21 protein-coding genes and 1 pseudogene are annotated in these 26,795 nt (G+C 67.3%); 14 read left to right on the top strand and 8 right to left on the bottom strand.

Features of this window, described 5'->3' with window-relative positions:
* Positions 1–284: 284 nt before the first annotated feature.
* Complete coding sequence (gene ceoR / locus SY91_RS25085; protein WP_011694866.1) at positions 285–1,289, bottom strand: putative multidrug efflux transcriptional regulator CeoR; 1,005 nt, start codon at positions 1,287–1,289, stop codon at positions 285–287.
* Between the two features lie 174 nt (positions 1,290–1,463).
* Here ceoR and SY91_RS25080 point away from each other — a divergent pair, with 174 nt between their 5' ends.
* The 5 genes and pseudogenes from SY91_RS25080 to SY91_RS25060 all read left to right on the top strand — a co-directional run bounded on the left by SY91_RS25080 (position 1,464) and on the right by SY91_RS25060 (position 9,162).
* On the top strand, positions 1,464–2,324 hold the full coding sequence (locus tag SY91_RS25080) for an alpha/beta hydrolase (RefSeq protein WP_012339341.1): 861 nt from the start codon (positions 1,464–1,466) through the stop codon (positions 2,322–2,324).
* Between the two features lie 38 nt (positions 2,325–2,362).
* Positions 2,363–3,579 (top strand): annotated as a pseudogene (ceoA, locus tag SY91_RS25075) (multidrug efflux RND transporter periplasmic adaptor subunit CeoA).
* Positions 3,580–3,624: 45 nt separating this feature from the next.
* On the top strand, positions 3,625–6,810 hold the full coding sequence (gene ceoB / locus SY91_RS25070) for a multidrug efflux RND transporter permease subunit CeoB (protein ID WP_011546851.1): 3,186 nt from the start codon (positions 3,625–3,627) through the stop codon (positions 6,808–6,810).
* Between the two features lie 10 nt (positions 6,811–6,820).
* Positions 6,821–8,362: a multidrug efflux transporter outer membrane subunit OpcM gene (opcM, locus tag SY91_RS25065; protein WP_185921210.1), complete on the top strand. Its 1,542-nt coding sequence runs from the start codon at positions 6,821–6,823 to the stop codon at positions 8,360–8,362.
* Between the two features lie 386 nt (positions 8,363–8,748).
* Complete coding sequence (locus SY91_RS25060) at positions 8,749–9,162, top strand: hypothetical protein (protein ID WP_185921209.1); 414 nt, start codon at positions 8,749–8,751, stop codon at positions 9,160–9,162.
* Between the two features lie 192 nt (positions 9,163–9,354).
* Here the strand turns inward: SY91_RS25060 and SY91_RS25055 are convergent, their stop codons facing one another.
* Positions 9,355–10,245, bottom strand: coding sequence for a LysR family transcriptional regulator (locus SY91_RS25055; protein ID WP_011546854.1), 891 nt, complete (start codon positions 10,243–10,245; stop codon positions 9,355–9,357).
* A 101-nt stretch (positions 10,246–10,346) separates the two neighbouring features.
* Between SY91_RS25055 and SY91_RS25050 the strand changes: the two genes are divergently transcribed.
* A complete protein-coding gene (locus SY91_RS25050; protein ID WP_124592420.1) occupies positions 10,347–10,787 on the top strand; it encodes a PACE efflux transporter in 441 nt (146 codons plus the stop codon).
* A 102-nt stretch (positions 10,788–10,889) separates the two neighbouring features.
* Here SY91_RS25050 and SY91_RS25045 read toward each other — a convergent pair whose 3' ends face one another.
* Positions 10,890–11,741 (bottom strand): alpha/beta fold hydrolase, encoded by an 852-nt coding sequence (locus tag SY91_RS25045; RefSeq protein ID WP_006480452.1) that lies wholly within the window; start codon positions 11,739–11,741, stop codon positions 10,890–10,892.
* 329 nt (positions 11,742–12,070) lie between these two features.
* Here SY91_RS25045 and SY91_RS25040 point away from each other — a divergent pair, with 329 nt between their 5' ends.
* Both SY91_RS25040 and SY91_RS25035 read left to right on the top strand, forming a co-directional pair.
* Positions 12,071–13,189: a MarR family transcriptional regulator gene (locus tag SY91_RS25040; RefSeq protein WP_260632439.1), complete on the top strand. Its 1,119-nt coding sequence runs from the start codon at positions 12,071–12,073 to the stop codon at positions 13,187–13,189.
* A 13-nt stretch (positions 13,190–13,202) separates the two neighbouring features.
* Positions 13,203–14,048, top strand: a complete 846-nt coding sequence (locus SY91_RS25035; RefSeq protein WP_006480453.1) for a GSU2403 family nucleotidyltransferase fold protein — start codon at positions 13,203–13,205, stop codon at positions 14,046–14,048.
* 22 nt (positions 14,049–14,070) lie between these two features.
* On the opposite strand, the gene SY91_RS25030 is transcribed toward SY91_RS25035, so the two are convergent.
* The 4 genes from SY91_RS25030 to SY91_RS25015 form a co-directional block, all read right to left on the bottom strand.
* Positions 14,071–14,400 (bottom strand): DUF3579 domain-containing protein, encoded by a 330-nt coding sequence (locus SY91_RS25030; protein ID WP_185921208.1) that lies wholly within the window; start codon positions 14,398–14,400, stop codon positions 14,071–14,073.
* Between the two features lie 25 nt (positions 14,401–14,425).
* Positions 14,426–15,787: a sigma-54-dependent transcriptional regulator gene (locus SY91_RS25025; protein ID WP_027812005.1), complete on the bottom strand. Its 1,362-nt coding sequence runs from the start codon at positions 15,785–15,787 to the stop codon at positions 14,426–14,428.
* Complete coding sequence (locus tag SY91_RS25020; RefSeq protein WP_105798277.1) at positions 15,777–17,681, bottom strand: ATP-binding protein; 1,905 nt, start codon at positions 17,679–17,681, stop codon at positions 15,777–15,779. Before SY91_RS25020 ends, SY91_RS25025 begins: the two co-directional genes overlap by 11 nt.
* Positions 17,682–17,858: 177 nt before the next feature.
* Positions 17,859–19,223, bottom strand: coding sequence for a 2-hydroxycarboxylate transporter family protein (locus SY91_RS25015; RefSeq protein WP_027812282.1), 1,365 nt, complete (start codon positions 19,221–19,223; stop codon positions 17,859–17,861).
* A gap of 441 nt (positions 19,224–19,664) precedes the next feature.
* On the opposite strand from SY91_RS25015, the gene SY91_RS25010 reads away from it, so the two are divergent.
* The 6 genes from SY91_RS25010 to SY91_RS24985 are packed head-to-tail and all read left to right on the top strand — an operon-like array spanning position 19,665 to position 25,878.
* Positions 19,665–20,504, top strand: coding sequence for a MetQ/NlpA family ABC transporter substrate-binding protein (locus tag SY91_RS25010; RefSeq protein ID WP_023477071.1), 840 nt, complete (start codon positions 19,665–19,667; stop codon positions 20,502–20,504).
* A 10-nt stretch (positions 20,505–20,514) separates the two neighbouring features.
* On the top strand, positions 20,515–21,927 hold the full coding sequence (locus SY91_RS25005; RefSeq protein ID WP_006480459.1) for an LLM class flavin-dependent oxidoreductase: 1,413 nt from the start codon (positions 20,515–20,517) through the stop codon (positions 21,925–21,927).
* Positions 21,928–21,945: 18 nt separating this feature from the next.
* Positions 21,946–23,127, top strand: coding sequence for a methionine ABC transporter ATP-binding protein (locus tag SY91_RS25000; RefSeq protein WP_006480460.1), 1,182 nt, complete (start codon positions 21,946–21,948; stop codon positions 23,125–23,127).
* Entirely contained in the window at positions 23,120–23,776 is a 657-nt protein-coding gene (locus tag SY91_RS24995; protein WP_023477070.1) for a methionine ABC transporter permease, read from the top strand. Before SY91_RS25000 ends, SY91_RS24995 begins: the two co-directional genes overlap by 8 nt.
* Positions 23,777–23,827: 51 nt before the next feature.
* Entirely contained in the window at positions 23,828–24,670 is an 843-nt protein-coding gene (locus SY91_RS24990) for a hypothetical protein (RefSeq protein WP_023477069.1), read from the top strand.
* Entirely contained in the window at positions 24,667–25,878 is a 1,212-nt protein-coding gene (locus tag SY91_RS24985) for an acyl-CoA dehydrogenase family protein (protein ID WP_023477068.1), read from the top strand. The genes SY91_RS24990 and SY91_RS24985 overlap by 4 nt, the downstream gene beginning before the upstream one ends.
* A 16-nt stretch (positions 25,879–25,894) precedes the next feature.
* On the opposite strand, the gene SY91_RS24980 is transcribed toward SY91_RS24985, so the two are convergent.
* The gene (locus SY91_RS24980; protein ID WP_023477067.1) at positions 25,895–26,704 is read right to left on the bottom strand and encodes a hypothetical protein; all 810 of its coding nucleotides are present in this window, start codon (positions 26,702–26,704) and stop codon (positions 25,895–25,897) included.
* Between the last annotated feature and the right edge of the window lie 91 nt (positions 26,705–26,795).

Here is a 26,795-nt window from a genome sequence, read left to right as displayed (position 1 = left end):
GCAGACGCGAATTGAATTGTCGTGTCAGTGGAACAATCGTCATCCGCACCGCCGGCAGGGTTATGCGGAAATGGCCGGGAGCCCGGCGGCGCGGGCTTCGCCGGGACGCGCCGCGGCACCGCGCAACGACACGCAATGACGCGGCGGCCGATTGCCGCGGGTCGTGCAAAGGTTTACTGCGGATTCGGGAAGGATCGGGGGCGCCGCGCTTGAAAGGCGTGCCGAGGCGGCGCTGAGGCGGGACGACGCGCGGGCGGCGAGGCCCGCGCGTGGAGGTCAGACGATTACGCGACCCACTCGTTGATGACCGGCGTATCGAGCACCGGCGCGCGCTCGGCCTCCTCGAACGTGCGCTTGCTGCACGTCGCGTCGAGGCTGCCCTTGCCGCTCAGCAGCGGGCAGCGGTCGAACACCTCGGCGATCCAGTCGACGAACACGCGCACCTTCGGCGACAGATGGCGGCTATGCGGATACACGACCGAGATCGGCATCGGCAGCGGCTTGACCCCGGGCAGCACTTCCTTGAGCCGGCCTTCGCGCAGGTGCGGCAGCACCATGAACAGCGGCGGCTGGATCAGGCCGAAGCCCTCGATCCCGCACGTCACGTACGCATCCGCATCGTTTACCGACACGATGCCCTCCATCTTCATCTCGACTTCCTTGCCGTCGATCAGGAAGGTCCAGTCGATCGTGCGGCCCGTGCGGCTGGAGAAGTAGTTGACGGCCTTGTGCTGGCCGAGGTCGTCGATCGTCTGCGGCTCGCCGTGGCGCTCGAGATAGTCGGGCGACGCGACCGTCACGCATTCGAACAGGCCGACGCGGCGGGCGACGAGCGACGAGTCCTGCAGCGCACCGACGCGGATCACGCAGTCGACGCCCTCCTGCAGCAGGTCGACGGGCCGGTCGGAAAGGCCGAGCTGCAGGTCGATGTCCGGATAGCGCGTGTGGAATTCGCACAGCGACGGAATCACGAGCAGCCGCCCGATCGAGCCCGGCATGTCGATACGCAACTTTCCGTGCGGCTTCCGGTTGTTGGCCTGGAAGCTCGCTTCGGTTTCCTCGACGTCCGCGAGGATGCGCACGCATCGTTCGTAGTACGCGGCGCCGTCTGGCGTGAGCGACAGCCGGCGCGTGGTCCGGTGCATCAGCCGCACGCCGAGGAAGGCTTCGAGATTCTGGATGATCGTCGTGACGGACGCGCGCGGCAAGCCGAGCGTTTCAGCTGCCTTGGTGAAGCTGCTTGTATCGACGACGCGAGTAAATACCTGCATGGCCTGAAGCCGGTCCATCACAACCTCCGCAATTTAATTTGCCGCCGGAACAAGAAGGCTGCGCTACCTCGTGGGTAAACGCAGCCTCGGATTGTTCGGGGGCGTTGAATTGTGTTGCCGGATTATAGGCATTTATCCCAATGTCTGCCGGACCCAGAATTCGTTCCATCTCGAAATGGATGCTGCATCGTCATGGACGCCTCTGAATTCAGCAAATTCCTGAAAGCCGCGCTGCCCGCTCAAGCCTTGACGGGCGCGGCGCTGACGGTTGCCGAAGTGGAAATTCCCGGCTACGCACAGGACATCGTGCTGCGCCTCTACCGCCGCCCGGACAAGACCGGGCTGCCAGTAGTGCTTTATTTCCACGGCGGCGGCTTCGTCCGCGGTTCGCTCGAGGACGCCGATTTCGCCGCGCGTTTTTTAGCAGAACGCTTACCAGCGCTCGTAGTGTCGGTCGATTATTCGCTCGCGCCGGCCTTTCCTTTTCCCGCCGCGCCGGAGGATGCGTATCGCGCCGCCGTGTGGGCGGCGACGCGTGCCCGCGCGTTCGGCGGCAACCCGAAGAAGATCGGGGTCGCCGGGCACGACGCGGGCGGCCAGCTCGCGAACTGCCTCGCCTTCATCGCCCGCGACCGCGGCGAAGTGTCGATCGCCGCGCAGGCGCTGTTCGGGCCGATGCTCGACCCGAGCATGACGCGCATCGGCGACGCCGAGCGTCTCGCGTCCGACATCACCGCGCGCGAATGCGCGGCCTGTTATCGCGCGTATCTGCCGCAGGCGGCGCAGCGCATGCACCCGTACGCGGCGCCGATCGAATCGGTGCGCCTCGCGGGGCTGCCGCCGACGCTCGTCGTCACCGCGCAGAACGACGTGCTGCACGTCGAAGCGGAGAAATATGCGGGCTGCCTGATCTCGTCCGGCGTGCTCACGCAGGTGATCCGCTATCCGGACATCACGCACGCCGCGCTCGCCACGCACGAAGCCGCATTCGAGGAAGCCGTGCGCTTCTTCCAGTGCCGCTTCCAGGCGCGCCAGCCGAACCGTCCCGAATAACCCATAACCAGACCAATCCACGTTTCCTGGAGATCCACATGGCCATCCTACGCACCTCCCGTTCACGAATCGCGACCGCGGCGATCGTCACGCTCGCCGTCGTCGGCCTCGGCACGTTCGGCGCGATGCGCGTCAACGCGAACGCCCCGAGAAAGCGGCGGCGCCGCTGCCCGAAGTCGACGTCGCGACCGTCGTGCCGCAGACCGTGACCGACTGGCAAAGCTATTCGGGCCGCCTCGAGGCGGTCGAGAAAGTCGACGTGCGCCCGCAGGTGTCGGGCACGATCGTCGCGGTGAATTTCAAGGACGGCGCGCTCGTGAAGAAGGGCGACGTGCTGTTCGTGATCGACCCGCGCCCGTACCAGGCGGAAGTCGACCGCGCCGCCGCGCAGCTCGCGGCCGCGCAGGCGCGCAACGGCTATGCGCAGACCGACTGGCAGCGCGCGCAGCGGCTGATCGGCGACAACGCGATCGCGAAGCGCGACTACGACGAGAAGCAGAACGCGGCGCGCGAAGCGAACGCAAACCTGAAGGCCGCCGAAGCCGCGCTGGAAACGGCCCGCATCAACCTCGGCTATACGCGCATCACCGCACCGGTATCGGGCCGCGTGTCGCGCGCGGAAATCACGCTCGGCAACGTCGTGTCGGCCGGCGCATCGGCCGCGCCGCTGACGACGCTGGTGTCGGTGTCGCCGATCTACGCATCGTTCGACGCGGACGAGCAGACCTACCTGCAATACATCAACGGCGCGCGCAGCGGCCGCAAGGTGCCGGTCGAGCTCGGCCTCGCGAACGAAACCGGCTACTCGCGCAGCGGCGAGATCGATTCGGTCGACAACCGGCTCGACACGTCGTCCGGCACGATCCGCGTGCGCGCACGCTTCGACAACGCGGACGGCACGCTCGTCCCGGGCCTGTACGCACGGGTGAAGGTGGGCGGCAGCGCGCCGCACGAGGCGCTGCTCGTCGATGACGCGGCGATCAACACCGACCAGGACAAGAAGTTCGTGTTCGTCGTCGATCAGCAGGGCCGCGTGTCGTATCGCGAAGTGCAGCCGGGGATGCAGCACGGCAACCGGCGCGTGATCGTGAGCGGCCTTGCCGCCGGCGACCGCGTGGTCGTGAACGGCACGCAGCGCGTGCGGCCCGGCGCGCAGGTGAAGCCGCACATGGTCCCGATGACGGGCGGCGACGAGCCGTCCGCGCCGCTCGCGAGCACCGCGAAGCCGGCCGCACCGGCGAAGGCGGATTCGTAAGCGGCGCGCCGCTTCGCATCCGCGTTCAACCAGACAGAGCCACACATGAACATTTCCAAATTCTTTATCGACCGGCCGATCTTTGCAGGAGTCCTATCGGTGATCATCCTGCTCGGCGGGGTGATCGCGATGTTCCTGCTGCCGATTTCGGAATATCCGGAAGTCGTGCCGCCTTCCGTGATCGTGAAGGCGCAGTACCCGGGCGCGAACCCGAAAGTGATCGCCGAGACGGTCGCATCGCCGCTTGAAGAGCAGATCAACGGCGTCGAGGACATGCTCTACATGCAGTCGCAGGCGAACAGCGACGGCAACATGACGATCACCGTCACGTTCAAGCTCGGCACCGATCCGGACAAGGCCACGCAGCTCGTGCAGAACCGCGTGAACCAGGCGCTGCCGCGCTTGCCGGAAGACGTGCAGCGGCTCGGTATCACCACGGTGAAGAGCTCGCCGACGCTGACGATGGTGGTCCACCTGATCTCGCCGGACAACCGCTACGACATGACCTACCTGCGCAACTACGCGCTGATCAACGTGAAGGATCGCCTGTCGCGAATCCAGGGCGTCGGTCAGGTGCAGCTGTGGGGTTCGGGCGACTACGCGATGCGCGTGTGGCTCGATCCGCAGAAGGTCGCGCAGCGCGGGCTGTCGGCCGAGGACGTCGTGCAGTCGATCCGCGAGCAGAACGTGCAGGTGGCGGCCGGCGTGATCGGCGCATCGCCATCGCTGCCCGGCACGCCGCTGCAGCTGTCGGTGAACGCGCGCGGCCGCCTGCAGACGGAAGACGAATTCGGCGACATCGTCGTGAAGACGACGCCGGACGGCGGCGTCACGCACCTGCGCGACATCGCGCGGATCGAGCTCGACGCATCCGAATACGGGTTGCGCTCGCTGCTCGACAACAAGCCAGCCGTCGCGATGGCGATCAACCAGTCGCCGGGCGCGAACTCGCTGCAGATCTCGGACGAAGTGCGCAAGACGATGGCCGAGCTGAAGCAGGACATGCCGGCGGGCGTCGACTACAAGATCGTCTATGACCCGACGCAGTTCGTGCGCTCGTCGATCAAGGCCGTCGTGCACACGCTGCTCGAAGCGATCGCGCTGGTCGTGATCGTCGTGATCGTGTTCCTGCAGACCTGGCGCGCGTCGCTGATTCCGCTGATCGCGGTGCCGGTGTCGATCATCGGCACGTTCTCGCTGCTGCTCGCGTTCGGGTATTCGATCAACGCGTTGTCGCTGTTCGGGATGGTGCTCGCGATCGGGATCGTGGTCGACGATGCGATCGTCGTCGTCGAGAACGTCGAGCGCAACATCGAGGGCGGGATGAACGCGCGGCAGGCGACCTACAAGGCGATGCAGGAAGTGAGCGGGCCGATCATCGCGATCGCGCTGACGCTCGTCGCCGTGTTCGTGCCGCTCGCGTTCATGTCGGGCCTGACCGGCCAGTTCTACAAGCAGTTCGCGATGACCATCGCGATCTCGACGGTGATCTCGGCGTTCAACTCGCTGACGCTGTCGCCGGCGCTGTCGGCGATCCTGCTGAAGGGTCACGGCGACAAGGAAGACTGGCTCACGCGCGTGATGAACCGCGTGCTCGGCGGCTTCTTCCGCGGCTTCAACAAGGTGTTCCATCGCGGCGCGGAGAACTACGGCCGCGGCGTGCGCGGCGTGCTGTCGCGCAAGACGCTGATGCTGGGCGTGTATCTCGTGCTGGTGGGCGCGACCGTGCTCGTGTCGAAGGTCGTGCCGGGCGGCTTCGTGCCCGCGCAGGACAAGGAATACCTGATCGCGTTCGCGCAGCTGCCGAACGGTGCATCGCTCGACCGCACCGAGAAGGTGATCCGCGACATGGGTTCGATCGCGCTGAAGCAGCCGGGCGTCGAGAGCGCGGTCGCGTTCCCGGGGCTGTCGGTGAACGGCTTCACCAACAGCTCGAGCGCGGGCATCGTGTTCGTCACGCTCAAGCCGTTCTCGGAACGGCACGGCAAGGCGCTGTCGGCCGGCGCGATCGCGGGTGCGCTGAACCAGAAATACAGCGCGATGAAGGATTCGTTCGTCGCGGTGTTCCCGCCGCCGCCGGTGCTCGGCCTCGGGACGCTCGGCGGGTTCAAGATGCAGATCGAGGATCGCGGCGCGGTCGGCTACGCGAAGCTGTCGGATGCGACCAACGACTTCATCAAGCGCGCGCAGCAGGCGCCTGAACTCGGCCCGCTGTTCACGAGCTACCAGATCAACGTGCCGCAGCTCAACGTCGATCTCGACCGCGTGAAGGCGAAGCAGCTCGGCGTGCCGGTGACCGACGTGTTCAACACGATGCAGGTGTATCTCGGTTCGCTGTACGTGAACGACTTCAACCGCTTCGGGCGCGTGTACCAGGTGCGCGTGCAGGCCGATGCGCCGTTCCGTCAGCGCGCCGACGACATCCTGCAGTTGAAGACCCGCAACGACAAGGGCGAGATGGTGCCGCTGTCGTCGCTGGTGACGGTGACGCCGACGTTCGGCCCGGAAATGGTCGTGCGCTACAACGGCTACACGGCGGCCGACATCAACGGCGGCCCGGCGCCCGGCTTCTCGTCGGGGCAGGCGCAGGCCGCGGTCGAGCGCATCGCGCACGAGACGCTGCCGCGCGGCGTGCGTTTCGAATGGACCGACCTCACGTACCAGCAGATCCTCGCGGGCGATTCGGCGATGTATGTGTTCCCGATCAGCGTGCTGCTCGTGTTCCTCGTGCTCGCCGCGCTGTATGAAAGCCTGACGCTGCCGCTCGCGGTGATCCTGATCGTGCCGATGAGCATTCTGTCGGCGCTGACGGGCGTGTGGCTCACGCAGGGCGACAACAACATCTTCACGCAGATCGGCCTGATGGTGCTGGTGGGGCTGTCGGCGAAGAACGCGATCCTGATCGTCGAATTCGCGCGCGAGCTCGAACACGACGGCAGGACGCCGCTCGAGGCCGCGATCGAGGCGAGCCGGCTGCGGCTGCGCCCGATTCTGATGACGTCGATCGCCTTCATCATGGGCGTGGTGCCGCTCGTCACGTCGACCGGCGCCGGTTCGGAAATGCGCCATGCGATGGGCGTCGCGGTGTTCTTCGGGATGCTCGGCGTGACGCTGTTCGGGCTGATGCTGACGCCGGTGTTCTACGTCGTGCTGCGGACGCTCGCGGGCGGCAAGATCCACGTCGCCGGCAAGGATTCGACGGGGTACGGCGTGCCGGCGCCCGATGCTTGAGGACCAGAAAATGAATAACTTGCACAACACGAACGGCCTGATGCGCTTCGCGAAGGTGGCGGCCGCGAGCACCCTGCTCGCGACGCTGCTCGCCGCGTGCGCGGTCGGCCCCGACTACAAGCGTCCGGACGCGGCGGCGCCCGCCGCGTTCAAGGAAGCGCCGACCCTCGCCGCCGGCGAGCAGGCCGGCACGTGGAAGACGGCCGAGCCGGCGGACGGCGAACATCGCGGCGAATGGTGGAAGGTGTTCGGCGACCCGGTGCTCGATTCGCTCGAGACGCAGGCGCTCGCCGCGAACCAGAACCTGAAGGCCGCGGCCGCGCGGGTCGAGGAAGCGCGTGCGGCGACCCGTTCGGCGCGCTCGCAATGGTTCCCGCAGGTCGGCGCCGGTTTCGGGCCGACGCGCGAGGGGCTGTCGTCGGCGTCGCAGTTCCAGCCGCAGGGCACCGGCCCGACCAACGCGACGCTGTGGCGCGCGCAGGGCACGGTGTCGTACGAAGCCGACCTGTTCGGCCGCGTCGGCCGCAACGTCGAGGCGTCGCGTGCCGACCAGGCGCAGAGCGAAGCGCTGTTCCGCTCGGTGCAGCTCGCGTTGCAGGCCGACGTCGCGCAGAACTACTTCGAACTGCGCCAGCTCGATTCGGATCAGGACCTGTACCGCCGCACGGTGGAGTTGCGCGAGCAGGCGCTGAAGCTTGTGCAGCGCCGCTTCAACGAAGGCGACATCAGCGAGCTCGACGTGTCGCGCGCGAAGAACGAACTGGCGAGCGCGCAGGCCGATGCGGTCGGCGTCGCGCGCCGGCGCGCGGCGTCCGAGCATGCGCTGGCCATTCTGCTCGGCAAGGCGCCCGCGGATTTCGCGTTCAAGGAAACGCCGATCGTGCCGGTCGCGGTGAAGATTCCGCCGGGCCTGCCGTCCGCGCTGCTCGAACGCCGCCCGGACGTGTCGGCGGCCGAGCGCGCGATGGCGGCCGCGAACGCGCGGATCGGGCTCGCGAAGTCGGCGTACTTCCCGAAGCTCGATATCACCGGGTCGTTCGGCTATGAAGCGTCGACGCTCGGCAACCTGTTCCTGTGGTCGAGCCGCACGTTCCTGCTCGGGCCGTTCGCCGGCACCGCGCTGACGCTGCCGCTGTTCGACGGCGGGCGGCGGGCGGCCGGCGTGCAGCAGGCGCGCGCGCAGTACGACGAGCAGGTCGCGAACTACCGGCAGCAGGTGCTCGTCGCGTTCCGCGAGGTCGAGGACAATCTTGCTGATCTGCGTTTGCTCGATGATCAGATCCGCGCGCAGGAGGCGGCCGTCAACGCGTCGCGTCGGGCGGCGACGTTGTCGCGCACGCAATATCAGGAAGGTGAGGTCGCGTATCTCGACGTGATCGACAGCGAGCGGTCGGTGTTGCAATCGCAGTTGCAGGCGAACCAGTTGACGGGGGCGCAGGCGGTGTCGACCGTCAACCTGATCCGCGCGCTGGGCGGCGGGTGGGGGAATGCGCCGGCGCCGACGGCGGTGGGTGATGTGGCGTCTGGCAAGGCTGACGTAGCTGCGCGGTAAGCGCGAACGGCGGGCGATTCGTCGCTTGCCCACCGTGAAGCGAAGAACCCCGGCATGCAGGCTCAGGTCTGCATGCCGGGGTTCTTTTATGGGTCGTCGCGCTTCAGGGCGCCCGTCGTCGACTTCGCGTGCAAGGGCATCGTTCGATGCGCGTCGCGGACGGGGTCGCGCCGATAGAAGCAAGTGTCGAATTCCGGTCTCGGTCGACACAGCGGCCATTTGATCGTGGAGTAGTATTTCCCCATGTCCAGGTGATTGCCGGGTCTCTTCGGCGGACAGCCGACCATCCCGGGGCGACGGCGGCAGGCTCGTCAACCGTTGGGAAACTGCTTCAACGATACGTGTGGCGGCGCCGGCCGTGGCGACGGCATTGATGGGAACGCATCATGTCAACCGAGTGGAAGCACCGCGTCAGGCTGTTCGTCCAGCGTTTCTGGCAGCCAACCACTGCGTGCATGACCTGCATGCCGGGGAGTTGGGGAAACATCACCAGCCTCCCCCACTGGACCATCGCATTTCATACGGGTCTGCTGACCGGACTCCTGGCGGTACTTCTGACTTTCACGCCGGTGGGGAAACTCTACGTGCATCGATACGGCAATGCGCTGGTCGTTGGCGTCCTGACGACGCTGGGCGACGCTTACTCGCACACGAGTCATTACCGTATTCCCTATGTCGAGCACATCGTGACCGGGGTAATTTCAGGTCTCTTGGCGCTGGCGGCTTCCTATCTCCTCGAAGACCGCGCGCGACGCCTTCGGGCGGCGTGGGCGCGGGTTTTCGGACAGCTTATCCGCTGACTTTCCGGGCAACGTGCCGATAAGCGACCACGCCGGAACGGAAGGCGACGTCCACGGAAATCGATGAAGCACCTTCTTCATTGCACCGTGTTTCGCAACTAACGGTCGGTTTCACCCAGCGCCTTCCGGCGGTGCGGCGGCGTCCCGCCGCGCGCCCCGCTAGTTGACGCATGCTGTCATCAGTGGCGGCGCTCAGGTGTCGGCGCGTTCAGCCCGCAGAGCCCGTACCAGCTCGCTCGCCGCCTTGCCGAGCCCCGTATGCTTCGGCCGCCGCAAATACACCGGCAGCGGCAACCCGTTGCGAATGTTCGCGAACACGAGCGGCGCGAGTTCGCCGTCGGCCACATACCGGCCGATGACCGATTCCGGCAAATTCGCCCAGCCATGACCGGCCTTCACGAGCGCGATCGCGGTGCCCATGTCGGTGACCTTCCACGTGCGATTGCCGATCAGCGGCCGCACGTCGGTCAACGGCCGCTCCGGATCGGCGATCACGATCTGCCGAAACCCCGACAATCGCTCGATCGCTTCCGGATGTGCGGCTTCGGCAATCGCCGGATGGCCGGGCGCGGCGACCGCGATCAATGTCTCGGTCCACAGCGCGTGAATCTGTTCCTGCGGATGAAGATCGAGCCCGCCGTACGCGACGCAAAGATCGACGGTGCCGCGATGCAGCGCGTCGACGATCGCATCCTGCGGCGCCGTGACGACGCTGACCGCGAGCGCCGGATATTTCGTGGCCACGGCGGTCAGCGCGCGCGCAATCGGCACGCCGTCGATTTCGGCCGCGAGCCCGAGCCGCAGCGTGTCCTCGACGCCTTCCGACAAGTGCTGCGCATGCGCACGCAGCGCATGCAGCCGTTCGGCGATCGCGCGCGCATCGGGCAGCAGCGCGGCCATCGCGGCGGTCGGCGTGGGCTCGCGCGTGCCGCGGTCGAACAGCACGAGGTCGAGCTCGGCCTCGAGGTTCGCGATCGCCATGCTGACCGCCGACGGCGTACGGCCGAGCGCACGCGCGGCGGCCGAGAACGAGCCTTTGTCGATGACGGTCAGCAGCATGTCGATGTGATCGCTGGTCAGCATGGTCGGCCGCCTCCTGTCAGAAAAATTGAAAGGACCTGACTTTGGCGGACGCAGTGCCCGCTGTAGTCTCGCCACCTGGTTCGAAACGAAGGTGGTCAGTCATGCAAGGATGGAAGAGACGCATAGTCTACGTCGTGATGTTCGAGGTGCTCGGCATCCTCGTCGCGTCGTCGGTGCTCGGGATGCTGAGCGGCGCGAGCGCGGCGACGAGCGGGCTGCTCGGCGTGATGATCTCGACGACGGGCGTCATCGTCAATTTTCTGTACAACCTCGGGTTCGAGGCGTGGGAGCGGCGGCGGGCGGAAACGACGCGCACCGTCGGGCGGCGCGTCGTGCATGCGATCGGGTTCCAGGTCGCGCTCGTGACGTTCCTGATTCCGCTGATCGCGTGGTGGCTCGACGTGTCGTTGTGGCAGGCGTTCCTGTACGACGCGGTGCTGATCGTGTTCTTCCCGATCTTCACGTTCACGTACAACTGGGCGTTCGACAGTGTGTTCGGGTTGCCGGATGCGGTGACGCGCAAGGCGGCGCCGGTGGCGTAATGTAGACGGATGCAGAGGGATGCGAAACGATGCGGGCACCCGCGACGTTTCGCTTCTGCAAGAAAGAGGAAGGCCGGGCGGCGCGCATGCCGCCCGCTCGCGTTACGCGGCGACGAACTCGTGCACGTAACGGTTGAACACCGCCGGACTCGCCGCATTCATCCCGTGCGACGCACCGGCGACGGTCTGCCGTTGCGCATGGCCGATCCACTGCGACAACGTGTCGACGTTGTGGCGGAACATCTTCGGGCTGCGCTGGCCGTCGATCAGCAGCGTGCGGCATGCGATATCGCCAGCCGTGTGCTGCGAATACGCGGGCAGCGGGTCGCGCAGTTGCTTCGGCAGCGTGCTCGCGTTGTCGATCGCCATCGTGCGAAAGCGCGCCGTGCTCTTCTTCCATGCGCCGGGCAGGCTCACGGAATCGACGAACATCTCGAGGCCGGCTTCCACTTCACCTTGCTCGATCAGGTTCACGGCCTTCGTGCGCAGCGCGAGGGCGGCGGCCGGCAGCGCGGCTTCGCGCACGCCCGGCTGCTGGAGCGGGCCGCCCGGATCGGCGAGCGTCAGCGATTCGACGAGGTGCGGATGCTGGCGCGCGACGTTGAACGCGACGCTGCCGCCGCGCGAATGGCCGACCAGGTGCACGGGGCCGAGATCGAGCGCGTCGATGAATTCGGCGAGCTCGTCGACGTGGTTCTGCCAGCTGAACTCGTCCTGGATGCCCGCTTCGACGGCCGGCCAGTAGTGGCTGAGGCTCGGCGCGATGCAGCGGTAGTGGGCCGACAGCGCCGCAAGCTGCGGATCCCAGTAGCGGTAGTCGCACAGCGAGCCGTGCACGAACACCATCGGCGCACCGCTGCCCCGCTCGACATACGGCAGGCTGATGCCTGACGAAAGCGTCGCAAATTGCAGGTCGGGGTTCGCGAGCACGGACGGCTCGATTCGCATGTTCATGACTGAAAGACTCAAAGGTGCGTCAACACGACGCAACTATGCATCACGGCGACCTGCAAGGAAAACGCATAATTTTCATCGTCACGATCAATTTTATTGATGGCTCGGCTGGGAACACTTGTCGGGCTGAGGGGGCTGACGATTCGCATACGACTCGGCTGCATCCGTGTGGGGTTCCTGCATAGAGGATCTCGGTGGCCGAGCATCAATAATGACGGTGTGAAAGCGATGTCGGAGCGAGGGACACTTGCGGCGCGGTCGAGATGGTCATAACATGGCCATGTCATTTAACGCGCCCAAGTGATATCACTTGGCCAAGTGAGTGTGATATGAGATCGCTGCCGAACCCTATGCCGGCGCGCGTTGCGCTTGACGCTTTCCGGACGTTGTTCGAGAAAGCAGAGGGGTGGCGCGTGGTCGAGGAGATTGCTCAGGATCATGTCGGAGACCTCATCCTGAGCAATGACAAGGGCCAAACGTACGTCGCGAACCTCAAGACGTTCAACGAGGGGCGTGCTGATCGCGTTACCGCGCTCTTTGCTCAGGCGCTCCTCGAGGCACGTGCATACGCGAAACGGCAGAAGATGCGGCCCGCGATTCTGATTTGGGTCGGCAGTGCTCCGCCGTCGCTCATCCAGCGATTGGCCGATTTTCACGCTGAGTTCGCCGACCGTGAGCCCTTCGCCGTACTCTCGGCCGACGGAACGCGATATGTCCGGTTTCCGGGGCTGGATATTTCCGAGCATCCGGGGCAGTCGACTCGCTCCTACAGCCGTAGTCGCAGTGTCCAGCCGGGGCTGGCATTCTCGGATCTGAACCAGTGGATGCTCAAGCTCCTGCTCGCGATCGATATCAAGAGAGAGAACCTTATCGGTGCGGAGGGCCGGCGATACACCACGGCGACCGACCTCGCGCGTGCCGCCGATGTCTCGGTAATGACGGCGACGCGACTGATCCATGCGCTCAAACAGGAGGGTTTCATCGAGACGAAGCCGTTCCTGAAGGTCGTGCAACGGCGAAAACTCGCTCAACGCTGGAAGGCTGAATACCTGAGGCAGGCAGCGGCGGTGCCGATGAAGTTTCTTGTGCCGGCCGCGCCGGACGTCCAGTTGCGCAAGGTGCTCAAGAATGAGGGCGGCACGCTCGGCCTTTTTGCCGCGGCCGATGCACTCGGTGTCGGCCATGTCAGCGGCGTCCCGCCAACGGTCTGGGTCCCTAGCCTGATGGAAGCCGAAAACTGGCGACCACTGCGTCGGGCCAAAGAGGGCGAGCGCCCCGATCTCGTCTTGCAACAGCCTGGCTTTCCCCAATCACTGGGCGGGGTGTTGTCTACCGCGATGGTTTGCCGGTCACGGACATCATCCAGACCTGGCTCGACGTTTCCGCTCACCCGGCGCGCGGGGCGGAGCAGGCGGCTGAACTGGAGCACGGCGTGCTCGTGGACGTGACTGGAGAAGGTGCGTGAGCGAATTGGCCGATTTCAGCAATCTCGCGATGACGTTGGCGCCGTGGCGAGCCAGGATCGTTTTCATCGGAGGCTGGGCTTTTCGGCTCTATTCGTATGAGCCGCGTGCCTGGAAGCCCGACCACAAGCCGATCTTCACGCAGGATGCCGACGTCGCGTACGCAGAACGCGAGGTACTCGAAGGAGATATCAAGAAGGCGCTCGAAAGCGCGGGTTTCAAGGAGGAACCGAATTTCGCCGGCGGGTTCAAACCGCCGGCGATGCGTTACACCCTCGGCAAGCAAGCCAACGGGTTTTACGCAGAATTTCTTACGCCGCTGACAGGTAGCCCCTTGCGGCGCAACAAGGTCACGAGGCGGATGGAGCAAGACGCAACGGAGGCGAATGCCGGCGTTGTTGCACAGAAGCTGCGCCATCTGGAGATACTGCTGCACGAACCTTGGCTCGTGACGATTCCCGCCGAGGAGTCAGGGTGTGGCGATGCACTGGTCGACCTACGTATCCCCAATCCGGTGAGCTTCATGGTCCAGAAGCTGCTGATTCGTGACGACAGGATTCCGGAAAAACGCGCTCAGGATGTGCTTTACATCCACGATGCGATGCTCCTTTTTGGCGGCGCGATCGAGGACGAGCTTGTCCCGGTCTGGAAGCGCCTCGAACCCACGTTGTCGGATGCTCAGCGCAGGTCCCTCGATGCGGGCGTCGGCGCATTTTTCGCTGAAGTGAACGACACCATTCGTGCAGCGGCGGACATTCCGCGGCCCGACCGGCAGATCGAGCCCGAGGATTTACTCAGGCTGTGCAAGAACGGTTTCGAAGCGCTGTTCGGCGAAGTGCCCTAGGGCGCCGGCCGCAGCCCACGCGTCAGCGCACCGTCAACGCGGGCACGCCCTGGAGCTCGACCGGCAAATCATTGTCGGCCGCGAACTGCATCGCGAACTCGAACGCATCGGCGCACACGGCGCGCAATTCGTCGGACACGAACAGGCATTTGACGCCGCCGTCGACGACCGGCATCGCGAGCCGCGACAGCGCGCACGGATAGCCGGGCCGCCGTTCGCCGACGAACAGCGTGATGACGCCCGCGAGGCGCTCGGGCCAGTCGCCCGGGCGGAAGGTTTTCTGCGCGTGCGTGACGCCGCGGATCAAATGGCCGGTGATGCGGCCGTGGTCGGTGATGTCGATGCGATCCATGCTGGGGTGCGTGTCCTCGTGCGCGTCATTCGCCGCCGTCGGCCGCCGCGTCGCCGCGCGCGGGAATCCGCAGGTTGCGCAGCTTGTGATAGAGCGTTTTCTTCGGCATGCCGAGCGCCTCGCTCGCGTCCGCGACGTTGCCGTTGTGACGCCGCAGCATGTCCTCGATCAGCATCCGCTCGAAATACGCGAGCTGTTCCGCGAGCGTGCTGCCCACGGCCGGCGCTTCGCCGGACGACAGCAGGCTGTCGCCGGTCAGCCCGAGCACGAAGCGGTCGGCCACGTTCTGCAGTTCGCGCACGTTGCCGGGCCACGCGTGCGTCATCAGTTCGGACACCTGCGCGGCGGTGACGACCGGCGCCGGCTGCCCGAAGCGCCGCGCGGCCGCGAGCACGAAATGCTCGAACAGCAGCGGCACGTCCTCGCGCCGTTCGCGCAGCGGCGGCAGCTCGATCTGCGCGACGTTGAGGCGATACAGCAAGTCCGCACGAAAGCGCCCGTCGGCGGCGAGTTCGGCGAGATCGGCCTTCGATGCGGCCACCACGCGGCAGTCGACCGGAATCAGGTCGTTCGCGCCGAGCCGCTCGACCACGCGCTCCTGCAGCACGCGCAGCATCTTGATCTGCAGCGCGATCGGCATCGTCTCGATCTCGTCGAGGAACAGCGTGCCGCCGTCCGCCCATTCGATCTTGCCGATGCGTTTCTTGATCGCACCGGTGAACGCGCCGGCCTCATGGCCGAACAGCTCGCTCTCGAACACCTGCTCGGGCAGGCCGCCGCAGTTCAGCGCGACGAAATGCGCGTCGCGCCGGCCGCCGAAGTCGTGCAGGCTGCGCGCGATCAGTTCCTTGCCGGTGCCCGTCTCGCCGGTGATCAGCACCGACACCGACGTATCGGCGAGGCGCAGGATCTTCTTGCGCACGTCGGCCATCGCGGGCGACTTGCCGAGCACGAACGCCTCGATGCCCTGCCAGTTGTTCAGCGCCGCGCGCAGCCCCTGCACCTCGAGCGTCAGGCGACGCTTCTCGACCGCGCGCGCGACGCGGCCGGCGATCAGGTCCGACGAGAACGGTTTCTCGATGAAGTCGTACGCGCCGACCTGCATCGCGCCGACGGCCGTCGAGATGTCCGCGTGGCCGCTGATCAGTACGACCGGGATCTGCGCATCGATGGCCATCACGCGGTCGAGCAACTGCAGCCCGTCGATGCCCGGCATCCGCACGTCCGACACGATCACCACCGGCGCGCCGGGCGCGACGTGGGCGAGCGCGTCGGCGGCCGCCGCGAACGCGTCGACCGGGAATCCGGCGAGCGCGACGGCCTGCTCGACGCCGATCCGGACGTTTTCATCGTCCTCGACGACCAGCACCCGAATCTCATCTTCCATGCTCTGTCCTCTGTTGCGGCGTCGCCGCCGCGAATTCGATGGTGAACTGCGCGCCGCCTTCGTCGCGGTTCGTCGCGGTGATCCTCGCGCCGAACGCCTCGACGATGCGCGACGTGATCGCGAGCCCGAGCCCGAGGCCCTGGCCACGCGGCTTGGTGGTCACGAACGGCTCGAACAGGTGCGGCAGCACGTCGGGCGCGATGCCGGCGCCGCTGTCTGCCACGGTCAGGCGCACGCGGCCGGCGTCGGTCGCATCGTCCGCATCGCTGGTTTCGGCCGTCTCGATGACGATGCGGCGCACCGGCGCGTCGTGCACCGCGTCGAGCGCGTTGCCGAGCAGGTTCACGATCACCTGCTGCAACTGGCTCGATTCGGCCGAGACCGTCGTGCCGGGTGCGATATTGACGTCGAGCCGCACGCCTTCGTCGCGAATCCGTGCATCGTAGATCAGCCGCGCATGCGCGACGGCCTCGTTCAGCGACACCGCGACGCGCTCGACGTCGGGCTTGCGCGCGAAGGTCTTCAACTCGCCGGTGAGCACGGCCATGCCGTCGACCAGCTTGCCGACCCGTTCGAGGTTCGCGAGCGCCGGCGCCGGCTGGCCGCGCTCGAAGAACGTGCGCGCGTTGTCGCACAGCGTGCGGATCGCGACGAGCGGCTGGTTCAGTTCGTGCGTGAGGCCGGCGGCCATCTGCCCGAGCACCGCGAGCTTGCCCGCGTGCACGACTTCCTGCTGCGACGCACGCAGCCGCTGCTCGGTGCGTTCGCGTTCGTCGATCTCGCGCTGCATCCGCTCGTTCGCGGCCGTCAGCGCGGCGGTGCGCTGCGCGACGGTCAGTTCGAGCCGGTCGTTCGCGCGGCGCAGCGCGTCCTGTGCGCTCAGCCGTGCGAGGATCGCCCGGCGGCGCTGGATCGCATAGCCGGCCAGCAGCGCGACGATCAGGAACGCGCCGGTGACGAACACGAACGCCGTCTGCTGCTGGCGCCGCGCGCCCGCGATGTCGAGCAGCACCATCAGCGAATCGCCGGCTTGCGGCGCGGGGCGCGACATCACGAGATAGCGGGTGGTGCGGCCGGCGTGGCGCGGATCGGGAAAGGTGCCGAACCACGCGGCCGAGCTGCGATCGCCGATGCGGCGATAGGGCAGCGCGTCGACGGTGCGGCCCGCGTACTGGCGCGACGCCTGGATGTCGCGCTGTTGCTGCGCTGTGATCGGGCGCAGCGCGGTGAATTTCCATGCGGGTTCGGTCGAGATCACGACCACGCCGTTGCCGTCGACGACCAGCGCGGCGACGCCCGGCGCGCGCCATGCCGATTCGAGCGGGTCGACGCTGATCTTCACGGCGGCCACGCCGATCGGCACGCCGTCGCTGCGCACCGCGCTCGCGAAGTAGACGCCGGGCACGCCGGTGTTGGTGCCGATGCCGAAGAAGCGGCCGCTGCCGCGCGCGAGCGCGTCCTTGAAGTACGGCCGGTACGACACGTTGGTACCGACGAAGCTGATCGTCTCGTTCCAGTTGCTCGCGGCGATCACGTCGCCTTGCAGATCGATCACGTCGACCGCGCCGCTGCCCGCGTCGCGGTTCACGGCTTCGAGGTAGGTGTTCACCGCATGCACGAGCTCGGGCGCATCGTTCGGCGCGGCTTTCAGCATCGCGCGCACGCCGTCCTGCCGCGCGACCAGGCCGGGCAGGATCTCGAAGCGGCCGAGCTCGCTTTTCAGGCTCGACGCATACAGGTCGAGCCGGTGCGCGCCGGCCTCCTCGAGCGCGTCGATCGCGCGTTCCCACGCGAAATCGACGGCCGCGCCGGCCACGCCGACATACAGCACCGCGGCCGAGGCCCAGCCCCACCACGGGATTCCCTTGAAGCTCTTCTGCACGTTCGCCCTCATCGAAGCCCGCAACGTCGGCCGTCCGCCACCGTCGGCCGCCGCTGGCCGGCTCCCGCAGCCGGTCGCCCGCAGCCGGTCGCCCGCCGCCGGTCGCCCGCAACGACGCGCGCCGCGCGCCGGCGGGGCCGGCGGCGGCGCGTCTGAAGCAGCCGGCGCGACGGTGCGCGCGGCCGCGCGTTATCCGAAGTGCGCGACCAGGATCAGCGTCACCGTGACGACGATCGCGCCGCCGATGCGGGTGGCGATCTGCGCGAACGGCATCAGCTGCATCCGGTTCGCGGCGGTCAGGATCGCGACGTCGCCGGTGCCGCCTTGCCCGCTGTGGCAGGCGTTCACGATTGCGGTGTCGATAGGGTACATCTTCAGCAGGCGGCCGACCACGAAACCGGTGCCCATCAGCGTCGCGACGGTCGACACGATCGTGACCACGTTGACGATCGTGAACGCGGCGGTCAGCTTGTCCCACGGCGTCATCGCGACACCGATCGCGAACAGCAGCGGATACGTGACGGCGGTCGAGAAGAACTTGTAGACGACGAACGCGCCTTCCTGCAGCGGCGGCGACACCGCACGCGCGAGCTTCACCAGCACCGCGAGAAACAGCATCGCGACCGGCGCGGGCAGGCCGAACAGCTTGTGCGCCATCAGGCCGACGAGGTACAGCGTGATCGCGGTGATGCCGGCGCCCGCGATGTGCGTGACGTCGACGTGACCGCGGATCTCTTCGTTCTCCGGCGTCATGTCGCCGCTTTCGCCGACCTGCAGGCGGCCATTGCCGGTCAGGTGCGGCAGGCGCTTGCCGAGCATGTCGAGCGCGCCCGACAGGATGATCGCGGTCAGGCTGCCGAGCATCACCGGCGGCAGCACCATCGCGAACATCTCGCCCTGCGGCAGGTGCATCAGTTCCGAATAGCCGATCGACAGCGGAATCGCGCCTTCGCCGACGCCGCCCGCCATGATCGGCACGACGATGTACAGGAGCGTGTGGCGCGCGCCGAGGCCGAGCGCGGTGCCGACCGCCGTGCCGACGATCGCCGCGGCGACCGAGCCGGCCGCGAGCGGAATGAAGATCTTCACGAAGCCCTGGATCAGCACGCGGCGATCCATGCTCAGGATGCTGCCGACGATGATCGACGCGATGAACAGATACAGGAAGTTGGTCGATTTCGTGAATTCGACCGTCAGGTTCAGCACCGGCTTCGGCAGCACGTGGTAGTACGTGAGCGCCGACGGCACGAAGGTCGCGAAGATCGCGGCCGCGCCGATGTTGCGCAGGAGCGGCAGGCGCTTGCCGAGTTCCGCGCAGGTGAAGCCGAAGAACGCGAGGACGGCGATCGCCATCGAGATTTCGCCGGGCACCTTGCCTGTCACCGCGAAGCCGACGATCAGTCCGAACAGGATCACGTAGACCGGCAGCGGGATGATGCCGATGCGGATTTCCATCAGCTTCCACCAGCCTTCCGGCCAGAAGCGTTCGCGCGTGGCGGGGCCGGCTTCGGCAATCGGCTCGGGATGGGACGGGGTATGGATAGAGGTCTGCAAGACGTGTCTCCTGATGTTTGGAATGCCTGCATCGCTTCGCGGCATCGTGTGCCGTCTATTACGCAACCCCCATGCCAGAATGCCGACGCGCCGGAATATTTTTAATCCATTGATTCATAAGGGATTTATTTCGTCTGTGGAAAGGGTTTTTCACGCGAAGTGGCCGAGATTTCGGAATCGGCGCGGCGGGCAGGCCGAGATTTCGGCCTGACGGCGGCCGGGCGCCCGGCCGCCCGGTCATGCCCGGCGCCCGCCGTCCCGCCCGCCATATCGCCGCGCGCGATTTTCTTCGCACAATCGCTTCGTAGACCGCCCTCTCGCCGCTCTCTATCATCGGCTGATCCTTTTCCGATGGGACGACGACCGTCCGGAGAACGCCCGCGCGTTCGCCGCGGCGTCGCTCATCCATCGATACCGTCTTTGGACAGGAGAGTGGTTCCCATGCTGCATCCCGTGTTTTCCGCCCGCTTTTCCGCCGGCCGAGTGGCCCGCCTCGCCCGCCTGCTGACGGCCGCGCTGCTCGGCGTCGCGCTGCTGAACGGCGCGCGCGCCGACACCGCGCCGCTGAAGGTCGGCATCTCGACCAGCCCGCAGATCGAGGCGCTGAAGATCGCCGCGAAGGAGGCGAAGGAGCAGGGCCTCGACGTGAAGATCGTCGAATTCACCGACTGGAATACGCCGAACGCGGCACTCGCGAACAAGGACATCGACGTCAACTACTTCCAGCACATCCCGTTTCTCGAGAACGCGAAGAAGCAGGGCGGCTACAACTTCATCTCGATCGCTCCCGGCACGATCATGAAGATCGGCCTCTATTCGAAGAAGGTGAAGAGCTTCGCCGAGCTGAAGGACGGCGCGCGCGTCGCGATCGCGAACGATCCGGTGAACGGCGGGCGCGGGCTGTTGCTGCTGCAGCGCGCGGGGCTCATCACGCTGAAGCCGGGCGCCGACTACCGCGCGACCACCCACGACATCGTCGCCAACCCGAAGCACCTGAAGATCATCCCGCTCGAAGCGTCGCAGCTCGCGCGCTCGCTCGACGACGTCGATCTCGCGCAGGGCTACCCGAGCTTCATCAAGCTCGCCGGCACGACCGACCCGAACAGCGCGCTGCTGTTCGACGGCACCGAGAACAAGAACTTCGCGATCCAGTGGGTCGTGCGGCCCGAGAGCGCGAACGATCCGCGCATCCGCAAGTTCATCTCGATCTACCAGCACTCGCCGGCGGTGCGCAAGGCGCTCGACAACGCGTTCGGCTCGCTGTACGCGATCGCGTGGTGACGGAGGCGGCATGACGACGGAGAACCGCAAGAAGATCCTGCTCAACGCGTTCAACATGAACTGCGTCGGGCACATCAACCACGGGCTGTGGACGCATCCGCGCGACCGCTCCGCGCACTACACCGATCTCGACTACTGGGCCGATCTCGCGCGGACGCTCGAGCGCGGCAAGTTCGACGGGATCTTTCTCGCGGACATCGTCGGCGTGTACGACGTGTTCGGCGGCGGCCCGGACGCCGCGCTGCGCGAATCGGTGCAGGTGCCCGTCAACGATCCGCTGCTGCTCGTGCCGGCGATGGCGCAGGTCACGCGGCATCTCGGCTTCGGCGTGACCGCGAACCTGACCTACGAGCCGCCGTACCTGTTCGCGCGCCGCATGTCGACGCTCGATCATCTGACGAAAGGGCGCGTGGGCTGGAACATCGTCACCGGCTATCTCGACAGCGCCGCGCGCGGGATGGGGCTCGCGCAGCAGATCGGCCACGACGACCGCTACGAGCGCGCGGACGACTACATGGACGTCGTCTACAAGCTGTGGGAACAGAGTTGGGACGACGACGCGGTGATCCGCGACGCGCAGGCGCGCGTGTTCGCGCAGCCGGGCAAGGTGCGGCGCGTGAAGCACGACGGGCCGTTCTATTCGATCGATGCGATTCATCTGAGCGAACCGTCGCTGCAACGCACGCCGGTGTTGTACCAGGCCGGCTCGTCCGCGCGCGGCGTCGAGTTCGCGGGCCGTCACGCGGAATGCGTGTTCGTGAACGGGCAGAGCAAGGCCGCGGCGCGCGCGGCGGCGCTCGACATCCGCGCGGCCGCCGCGCGGCAGGGGCGCGACCCGGCGTCGATCAAGATCTTTGCCGGCGTGAGCGTCGTCACGGCCGAGACCGAATTGCTCGCCCGCGAGAAATTCGACGAGTACCGGCGCTACGCGAGCCCGGAAGCCGGCCTCGCGCATTTCGCGAGCTCGACCGGCATCGACTTCGCGAAATACGGCCTCGACGAGCCGATCTCGTACGTGAAGACCGATTCGATCCAGTCGGCCGTCGACGCGATCTCGCGCAAGAGCACGACCGGCACCTGGACCGTGCGCCGCATGCTCGAACAGATGTCGCTGGGCGGCCGCTATGCGCCGATCGTCGGTTCGCCGTCGCAGGTCGCGGACGAGCTGCAGTCGTGGATCGACGAGACCGGCATCGACGGCTTCAACCTGACGCGCACCGTGATGCCCGAGTCGTTCGAGGATTTCGTCGACTGGGTCGTGCCCGAGCTGCAGAACCGCGGCGTCTACAAGGAAGACTACGATCCCGCGCCGACGCTGCGCGAGAAGCTGTTCGGCGCGGGCCCGCGCCTGCCCGCCTGGCATACCGGCGCGCAGCACCGGCCGGCCGCCGCGGCCGAACCCGCGCATCCCGCGCATGCCTGAACGTGACGGAGCGAAGCGATGACGCAATTGTTCGATACGCTGGGTTTCATCGAGGCATCGGCCGTGCGCGCCGGTGCCGGCGCCGATGCAGCGGCACATGAGGAAGCCGTGACGCCGGTCGGCGGCGCGGCCGTGTCGCTGGAGCAGGTCGGCAAGGTATTCGCGACGCCGCGCGGCCAGGCCGCCGCGCTGCGCGACGTGACGCTCGACGTGCGGCGCGGCGAGGTGTTCGGGATCATCGGCCGCAGCGGCGCGGGCAAGTCGACGCTGCTGCGCCTCCTGAACGGCCTCGAGCGGCCGAGTTCGGGCCGTGTGCGCGTGCAGGGCGTCGACGTCGGCGCGCTCGACGAGGACGGCCTCGTCGCGTTGCGGCGCCGCACCGGCATGGTGTTCCAGCATTTCAACCTGCTGTCCGCGAAGACGGTGTTCGAGAACGTCGCGCTGCCGCTGAAGATCGCCGGCGTGCCGAAGGCCGAGCGCGTGCGCAAGGTCGAGGCGCTGCTCGAGCTCGTCGGGCTCGCCGCGAAGCGCGACGCATATCCGGCGAGCCTGTCGGGCGGGCAGAAGCAGCGCGTCGGCATCGCGCGGGCGCTCGTGCACGATCCGGAGGTGCTGCTGTGCGACGAAGCGACGTCGGCGCTCGATCCGGAAACCACGCAATCGATCCTCGCGCTGCTCGCCGACATCAATCGCCGCCTCGGGCTGACGATCGTGCTGATCACGCACGAGATGGAGGTGATCCGCGCGGTGTGCGACACGGTCGCGGTGATCGAACAGGGCGAAGTCGTCGAAACCGGCCCCGTGTGGCGCGTGTTCGGCGATCCGCGCCACGGCGCGACGCGCGCGCTGCTGAGCACGCTGCAGCACGACCTGCCGGCCGAACTGGCCGCGCGGGTGCGGCCGCTGCCCGAACAGGCCGCGCTGCCCGACGGCGCACAGATCGTGCTCGACGTCCGCTATACGGGCGAGAGCGGCGGCGAGCCGGACGTCGGTGCGCTCGCGGCGGCGCTCGGCGGCTCCGTGCGGTTCCTGCACGGCGGCATCGAAAGCATCCAGGGGCATGCGCAAGGGCGGCTCGTGATCGCCGCGACGCCGCGTGCGGATGATGGCCCGTCGGCGGCACGCGGCGGTGCGGTCGCTGCGCTGCTCGAACGCGCGCGCCGTCATGCGAATCATGCGGAGGTGCTCGGCTATGTTTGACCTCTGGTGGCCCGAACTGCTCGACGCGATCCGCGACACGCTGTCGATGGTCACCGCGTCGGCCGCGATCGCCGCGCTGATCGGCATCCCGCTCGCGGTGATCCTCGTGACCACCGCGCCCGGCGGCATCTACGCGCGGCGCGGCGTGAACGCGGTGCTCGGCGCGCTCGTCAACGTGTTCCGCTCGACGCCGTTCATCATCCTGCTGGTCGCGCTGCTGCCGTTCACGCGCGTGCTGATCGGCACGACGATCGGCGTGTGGGCGGCCGTCGTGCCGCTGTCGATCGCCGCGATCCCGTTCTTCGCGCGGATCGCCGAAGTGAGCCTGCGCGAAGTCGATCGCGGGCTGATCGAGGCCGCGCTCGCGATGGGCGCGAAACGCCGCCACATCGTGTGGCACGTGCTGCTGCCCGAAGCGCTGCCCGGCATGCTCGGCGGCTTCACGATCACCGTCGTCGCGCTGATCGGCTCGACCGCGATGGCGGGCGCCGTCGGCGCGGGCGGGCTCGGCGATCTCGCGATCCGCTATGGCTATCAACGTTTCGACACCACCGTCATGGCGACCGTGATCGTGATCCTGATCGCGCTCGTCTCGGCCGTGCAAATCACGGGCGACCGCCTGGTCCGACGCGTGACCCGGCGTACCTGAGCGACGCCACGAGCGTCCGCTCGTTTCATTCCTGATCCTGAGAGAACAACCATGACCTTGCCCATCGGCGCGCCGCGCGAATGGAACGGACAATTCGAGGAAGCACTGTTTCTGGAGGTGGCGCGACGCCATCGTCCGGACTTCCCCGACAAAGTGGCGACGCCGCCGCGTGAGCCGCGCAACGGCGACGAGCTGGCGGCCGTCGCCGACTACTACACGAAGATGGCGTCGCACGACCTGTTCATCGTGCAGGTCGTCGCGAAGGCGATCGACACGCTGTTCCGCGACGATCCGCATTTCCAGCTGATCTTGTCGCGCCAGTTGGGCGATGACGGCGCGCACGCCGTGATCGGCCGTGAGCGCGTGGCCGAACTCACGGGGCGCGATCCGCTGCCGGAAGTCGACCGGCTCGTCGCCGCGCACTGGGCGCGCATCGGCGACATCGCGGTGCGCGACGTCGCGGGCTTTCTCGCGTTCGAATGGCACTACGAGCTGCACATCCTCGCGAAGCTGTGGATTCAGCGCAAGACCGGCCGCATCGGCGACAGCGCGATGCGCGAGCACGGCGAGAACCGGATTCGCCCGGACGAGGAATGGCATCGCGTGCAGATCGTCCAGTGGTGGTTCGACACGCTGCAGGCGCTGCCGCCCGCCGAGCGCGACGCGCTGATCGATCGCGTGATCGCGGCCGACGAGGAAACCCAGGCGCGGCTCGACGGCTATCTGCACGACGAGTACGCGCATACCGCACTGGTGTTCGGCGCGGATATCGCCGAATATCGTGCGATCTACGACGACTGGCGGCGCGAGATCCTGTCGCGGCTGACCGGCCGTCAGCTTGGCGCGCTCGTCCCGCTGTCGGGCGAAACCGTTGAACAGGAAGCTGTCGCATGAACGATCCCCGCGGCCCGGCGACGCTGGCGCCGGATACCGATGCACCGGCCGTCGACCGCGCGGCGCTGGCGCGCGCGATCGACGCGCTGCGCGTGAGCGCCGCCGAGCGCGACCGCGCGGGCGGTCATGCCGCCCAGGAGAAGCAATGGCTCGCCGACGCGGGCTTGCTGACGCTCGCGGTGCCGCGCGCGTTCGGCGGGCAGGAAGCGGCGTGGTCCGAGATTTACGACGCGATCCGGCAGGTCGCGCGAGTCGACAGCGCGCTCGCGCATCTGGTCGGCTTCCAGTGCCTGCAGGTGGTGAGCGTCGACGTGTGGGGCAACGCCGCGCAGCGCGAGCGCTACCTGCGCGGCACGGTCGACGGGCGCTGGTGGTGGGGCAACGCGGTCAATCCGCTCGACACGCGGCTCGTCGCCACGGCGACGCCCGACGGCGGCTACCGGCTCGACGGCGTGAAGGGCTTCTGTTCCGGCACGCGCGGCTCGCAGCGGATGACGGTATCCGCGCACGATCCGGCCATCGGCCGCACCGTGTTCGGCGTGGTGCCGACCGATCGGGCCGGGATCACCGTCAACGACGACTGGGACCCGGTCGGCCAGCGCCAGACCGACAGCGGCAGCGTGCGCTTCGACGGCGTGACGCTCGCGCCGGACGAGGTGCTGCACCGGTCGGAAGCGCCGCCGACGCCGCGCGCGACGCTGCGCACGCTGGTGTCGCAGCTCGTGCTGACGAACCTGTTCGTCGGCCTGGCGGAAGGCGCGCTGGCCGAGGCGCGCGACTACGTGCGGCAGCACGGCCGCCCGTGGATTCATTCGGACGTCGAGCGGGCCGAAGACGATCCGTACACGCTGCAGCGCTTCGGCGACATGCACGTGCGCGCGATCGCCGCGGCGGCGCTGGCCGATCGCGCGGCCAACGCGTTGCAGCACGCATGGGCGCGGCAGGACGCGCTGACGGCCGACGAACGCGCCGAAGTCGCGCTCGCGGTGTCGGAAGCGAAGATCGTCGCGCAGCGCGCGGCGCTGGATAACGGCGAAGCGCTGTTCGATGCATGCGGCGCGCGCGCGACGGCCGCGTCGCTGGGCCTCGACCGTTTCTGGCGGAACGCGCGCACGCATACGCTGCACGATCCGCTCGACTACCGGCTGCGCGACGTGGGCCGGTATGCGCTGACGGGCGAGTTGCCGCCGGCGTCGCTCTATACGTAAGCGAGCACGCACTCCGTCATTGATCGCCGGGCGGAGGGCCATCCGGCGCGACGGAGGCGGGCGCGGCGCCGCCGGCCAACGGTGCGCTGCCGTCCGCCCCGGCGCGCTTGTACGATGCGAGTTCGTCCGAATAGCGCGCCGTCCGCATGCCGTTCGTGTCGTAATACTCCTCGACCGACTTGACCCAGCGACCCACCGCCGGCACGTACCAGAACGCCTTGTAGGTCTTGCCGGTTCCTTCCGCCGTCCCGTTGTTGCGGCTTTGCACCACGATCGTCGAACCGCCCGCGTTGCGGGATACGCCGGACGTGATCGACTGCCCCGGTGCGGATTGCGCCTTCCACGAGCCTTCAGCCTCGATCTTGATCGCGTCGAACGTGCCGCCCGTCACAGTGACGGTCTCGTGGCCCACGACCTTGTAGTGCGTGTCGTACGCTTCCGACGCATGCTGCGGATTCGGGTGTGACTCGCTGTACTGGATCGTCCAGGTCTTGCCGATCGTCAGCGGAAACGCCAGCGGGCGGTTCACGACGGTTTCGGTGCCGTTGATGCTGCGTGCACGGCTCCAGTCCGCATCGACGATCATTTCGTGCGGCGCCTGCGTGGCGCCGCTTTGCCGGGACTCGACGTAGATATGCCCGGGCGTCGTGCGCTGCACGGTAATCTCGTCGCGCGTCTGGCGCCAGCCGTTCGGGCCGATTTCAACCGTATCGACGTAGGTCCAGGTGTCGCCCGGTTTCAGCACGGGCGCCGCGATCGATTGTGCGAGTGCGATGCCGGGAGCGGCAGCGCACAGTAACAGCGTGGCAAGCGTTTTGTTTTTCATGGTGTTTGAAAGGGGCGGTCTCGCCGGGCAGCTTATCAACCCCACCTTTCAAACCGCATGATGCGTGCATCGCCGCGCTACCGTCGTGCTG

Origin of the sequence: Burkholderia cenocepacia (assembly GCF_014211915.1) — a bacterium.
GTDB lineage: Bacteria > Pseudomonadota > Gammaproteobacteria > Burkholderiales > Burkholderiaceae > Burkholderia > Burkholderia orbicola.
This window is presented reverse-complemented; position numbering and strand designations above follow the sequence as displayed.

Bases quoted from the DNA above. Each gene is read 5' to 3' on its own strand.
- ceoR (WP_011694866.1), bottom strand. From the start codon at position 1,289: ATGGACCGGCTTCAGGCCATGCAGGTATTTACTCGCGTCGTCGATACA.
- SY91_RS25080 (WP_012339341.1), top strand. From the start codon at position 1,464: ATGGACGCCTCTGAATTCAGCAAATTCCTGAAAGCCGCGCTGCCCGCT.
- ceoB (WP_011546851.1), top strand. From the start codon at position 3,625: ATGAACATTTCCAAATTCTTTATCGACCGGCCGATCTTTGCAGGAGTC.
- opcM (WP_185921210.1), top strand. From the start codon at position 6,821: ATGAATAACTTGCACAACACGAACGGCCTGATGCGCTTCGCGAAGGTG.
- SY91_RS25060 (WP_185921209.1), top strand. From the start codon at position 8,749: ATGTCAACCGAGTGGAAGCACCGCGTCAGGCTGTTCGTCCAGCGTTTC.
- SY91_RS25055 (WP_011546854.1), bottom strand. From the start codon at position 10,245: ATGCTGACCAGCGATCACATCGACATGCTGCTGACCGTCATCGACAAA.
- SY91_RS25050 (WP_124592420.1), top strand. From the start codon at position 10,347: ATGCAAGGATGGAAGAGACGCATAGTCTACGTCGTGATGTTCGAGGTG.
- SY91_RS25045 (WP_006480452.1), bottom strand. From the start codon at position 11,741: ATGAACATGCGAATCGAGCCGTCCGTGCTCGCGAACCCCGACCTGCAA.
- SY91_RS25040 (WP_260632439.1), top strand. From the start codon at position 12,071: ATGAGATCGCTGCCGAACCCTATGCCGGCGCGCGTTGCGCTTGACGCT.
- SY91_RS25030 (WP_185921208.1), bottom strand. From the start codon at position 14,400: ATGGATCGCATCGACATCACCGACCACGGCCGCATCACCGGCCATTTG.
- SY91_RS25025 (WP_027812005.1), bottom strand. From the start codon at position 15,787: ATGGAAGATGAGATTCGGGTGCTGGTCGTCGAGGACGATGAAAACGTC.
- SY91_RS25020 (WP_105798277.1), bottom strand. From the start codon at position 17,681: ATGAGGGCGAACGTGCAGAAGAGCTTCAAGGGAATCCCGTGGTGGGGC.
- SY91_RS25010 (WP_023477071.1), top strand. From the start codon at position 19,665: ATGCTGCATCCCGTGTTTTCCGCCCGCTTTTCCGCCGGCCGAGTGGCC.
- SY91_RS25005 (WP_006480459.1), top strand. From the start codon at position 20,515: ATGACGACGGAGAACCGCAAGAAGATCCTGCTCAACGCGTTCAACATG.
- SY91_RS25000 (WP_006480460.1), top strand. From the start codon at position 21,946: ATGACGCAATTGTTCGATACGCTGGGTTTCATCGAGGCATCGGCCGTG.
- SY91_RS24995 (WP_023477070.1), top strand. From the start codon at position 23,120: ATGTTTGACCTCTGGTGGCCCGAACTGCTCGACGCGATCCGCGACACG.
- SY91_RS24990 (WP_023477069.1), top strand. From the start codon at position 23,828: ATGACCTTGCCCATCGGCGCGCCGCGCGAATGGAACGGACAATTCGAG.
- SY91_RS24985 (WP_023477068.1), top strand. From the start codon at position 24,667: ATGAACGATCCCCGCGGCCCGGCGACGCTGGCGCCGGATACCGATGCA.
- SY91_RS24980 (WP_023477067.1), bottom strand. From the start codon at position 26,704: ATGAAAAACAAAACGCTTGCCACGCTGTTACTGTGCGCTGCCGCTCCC.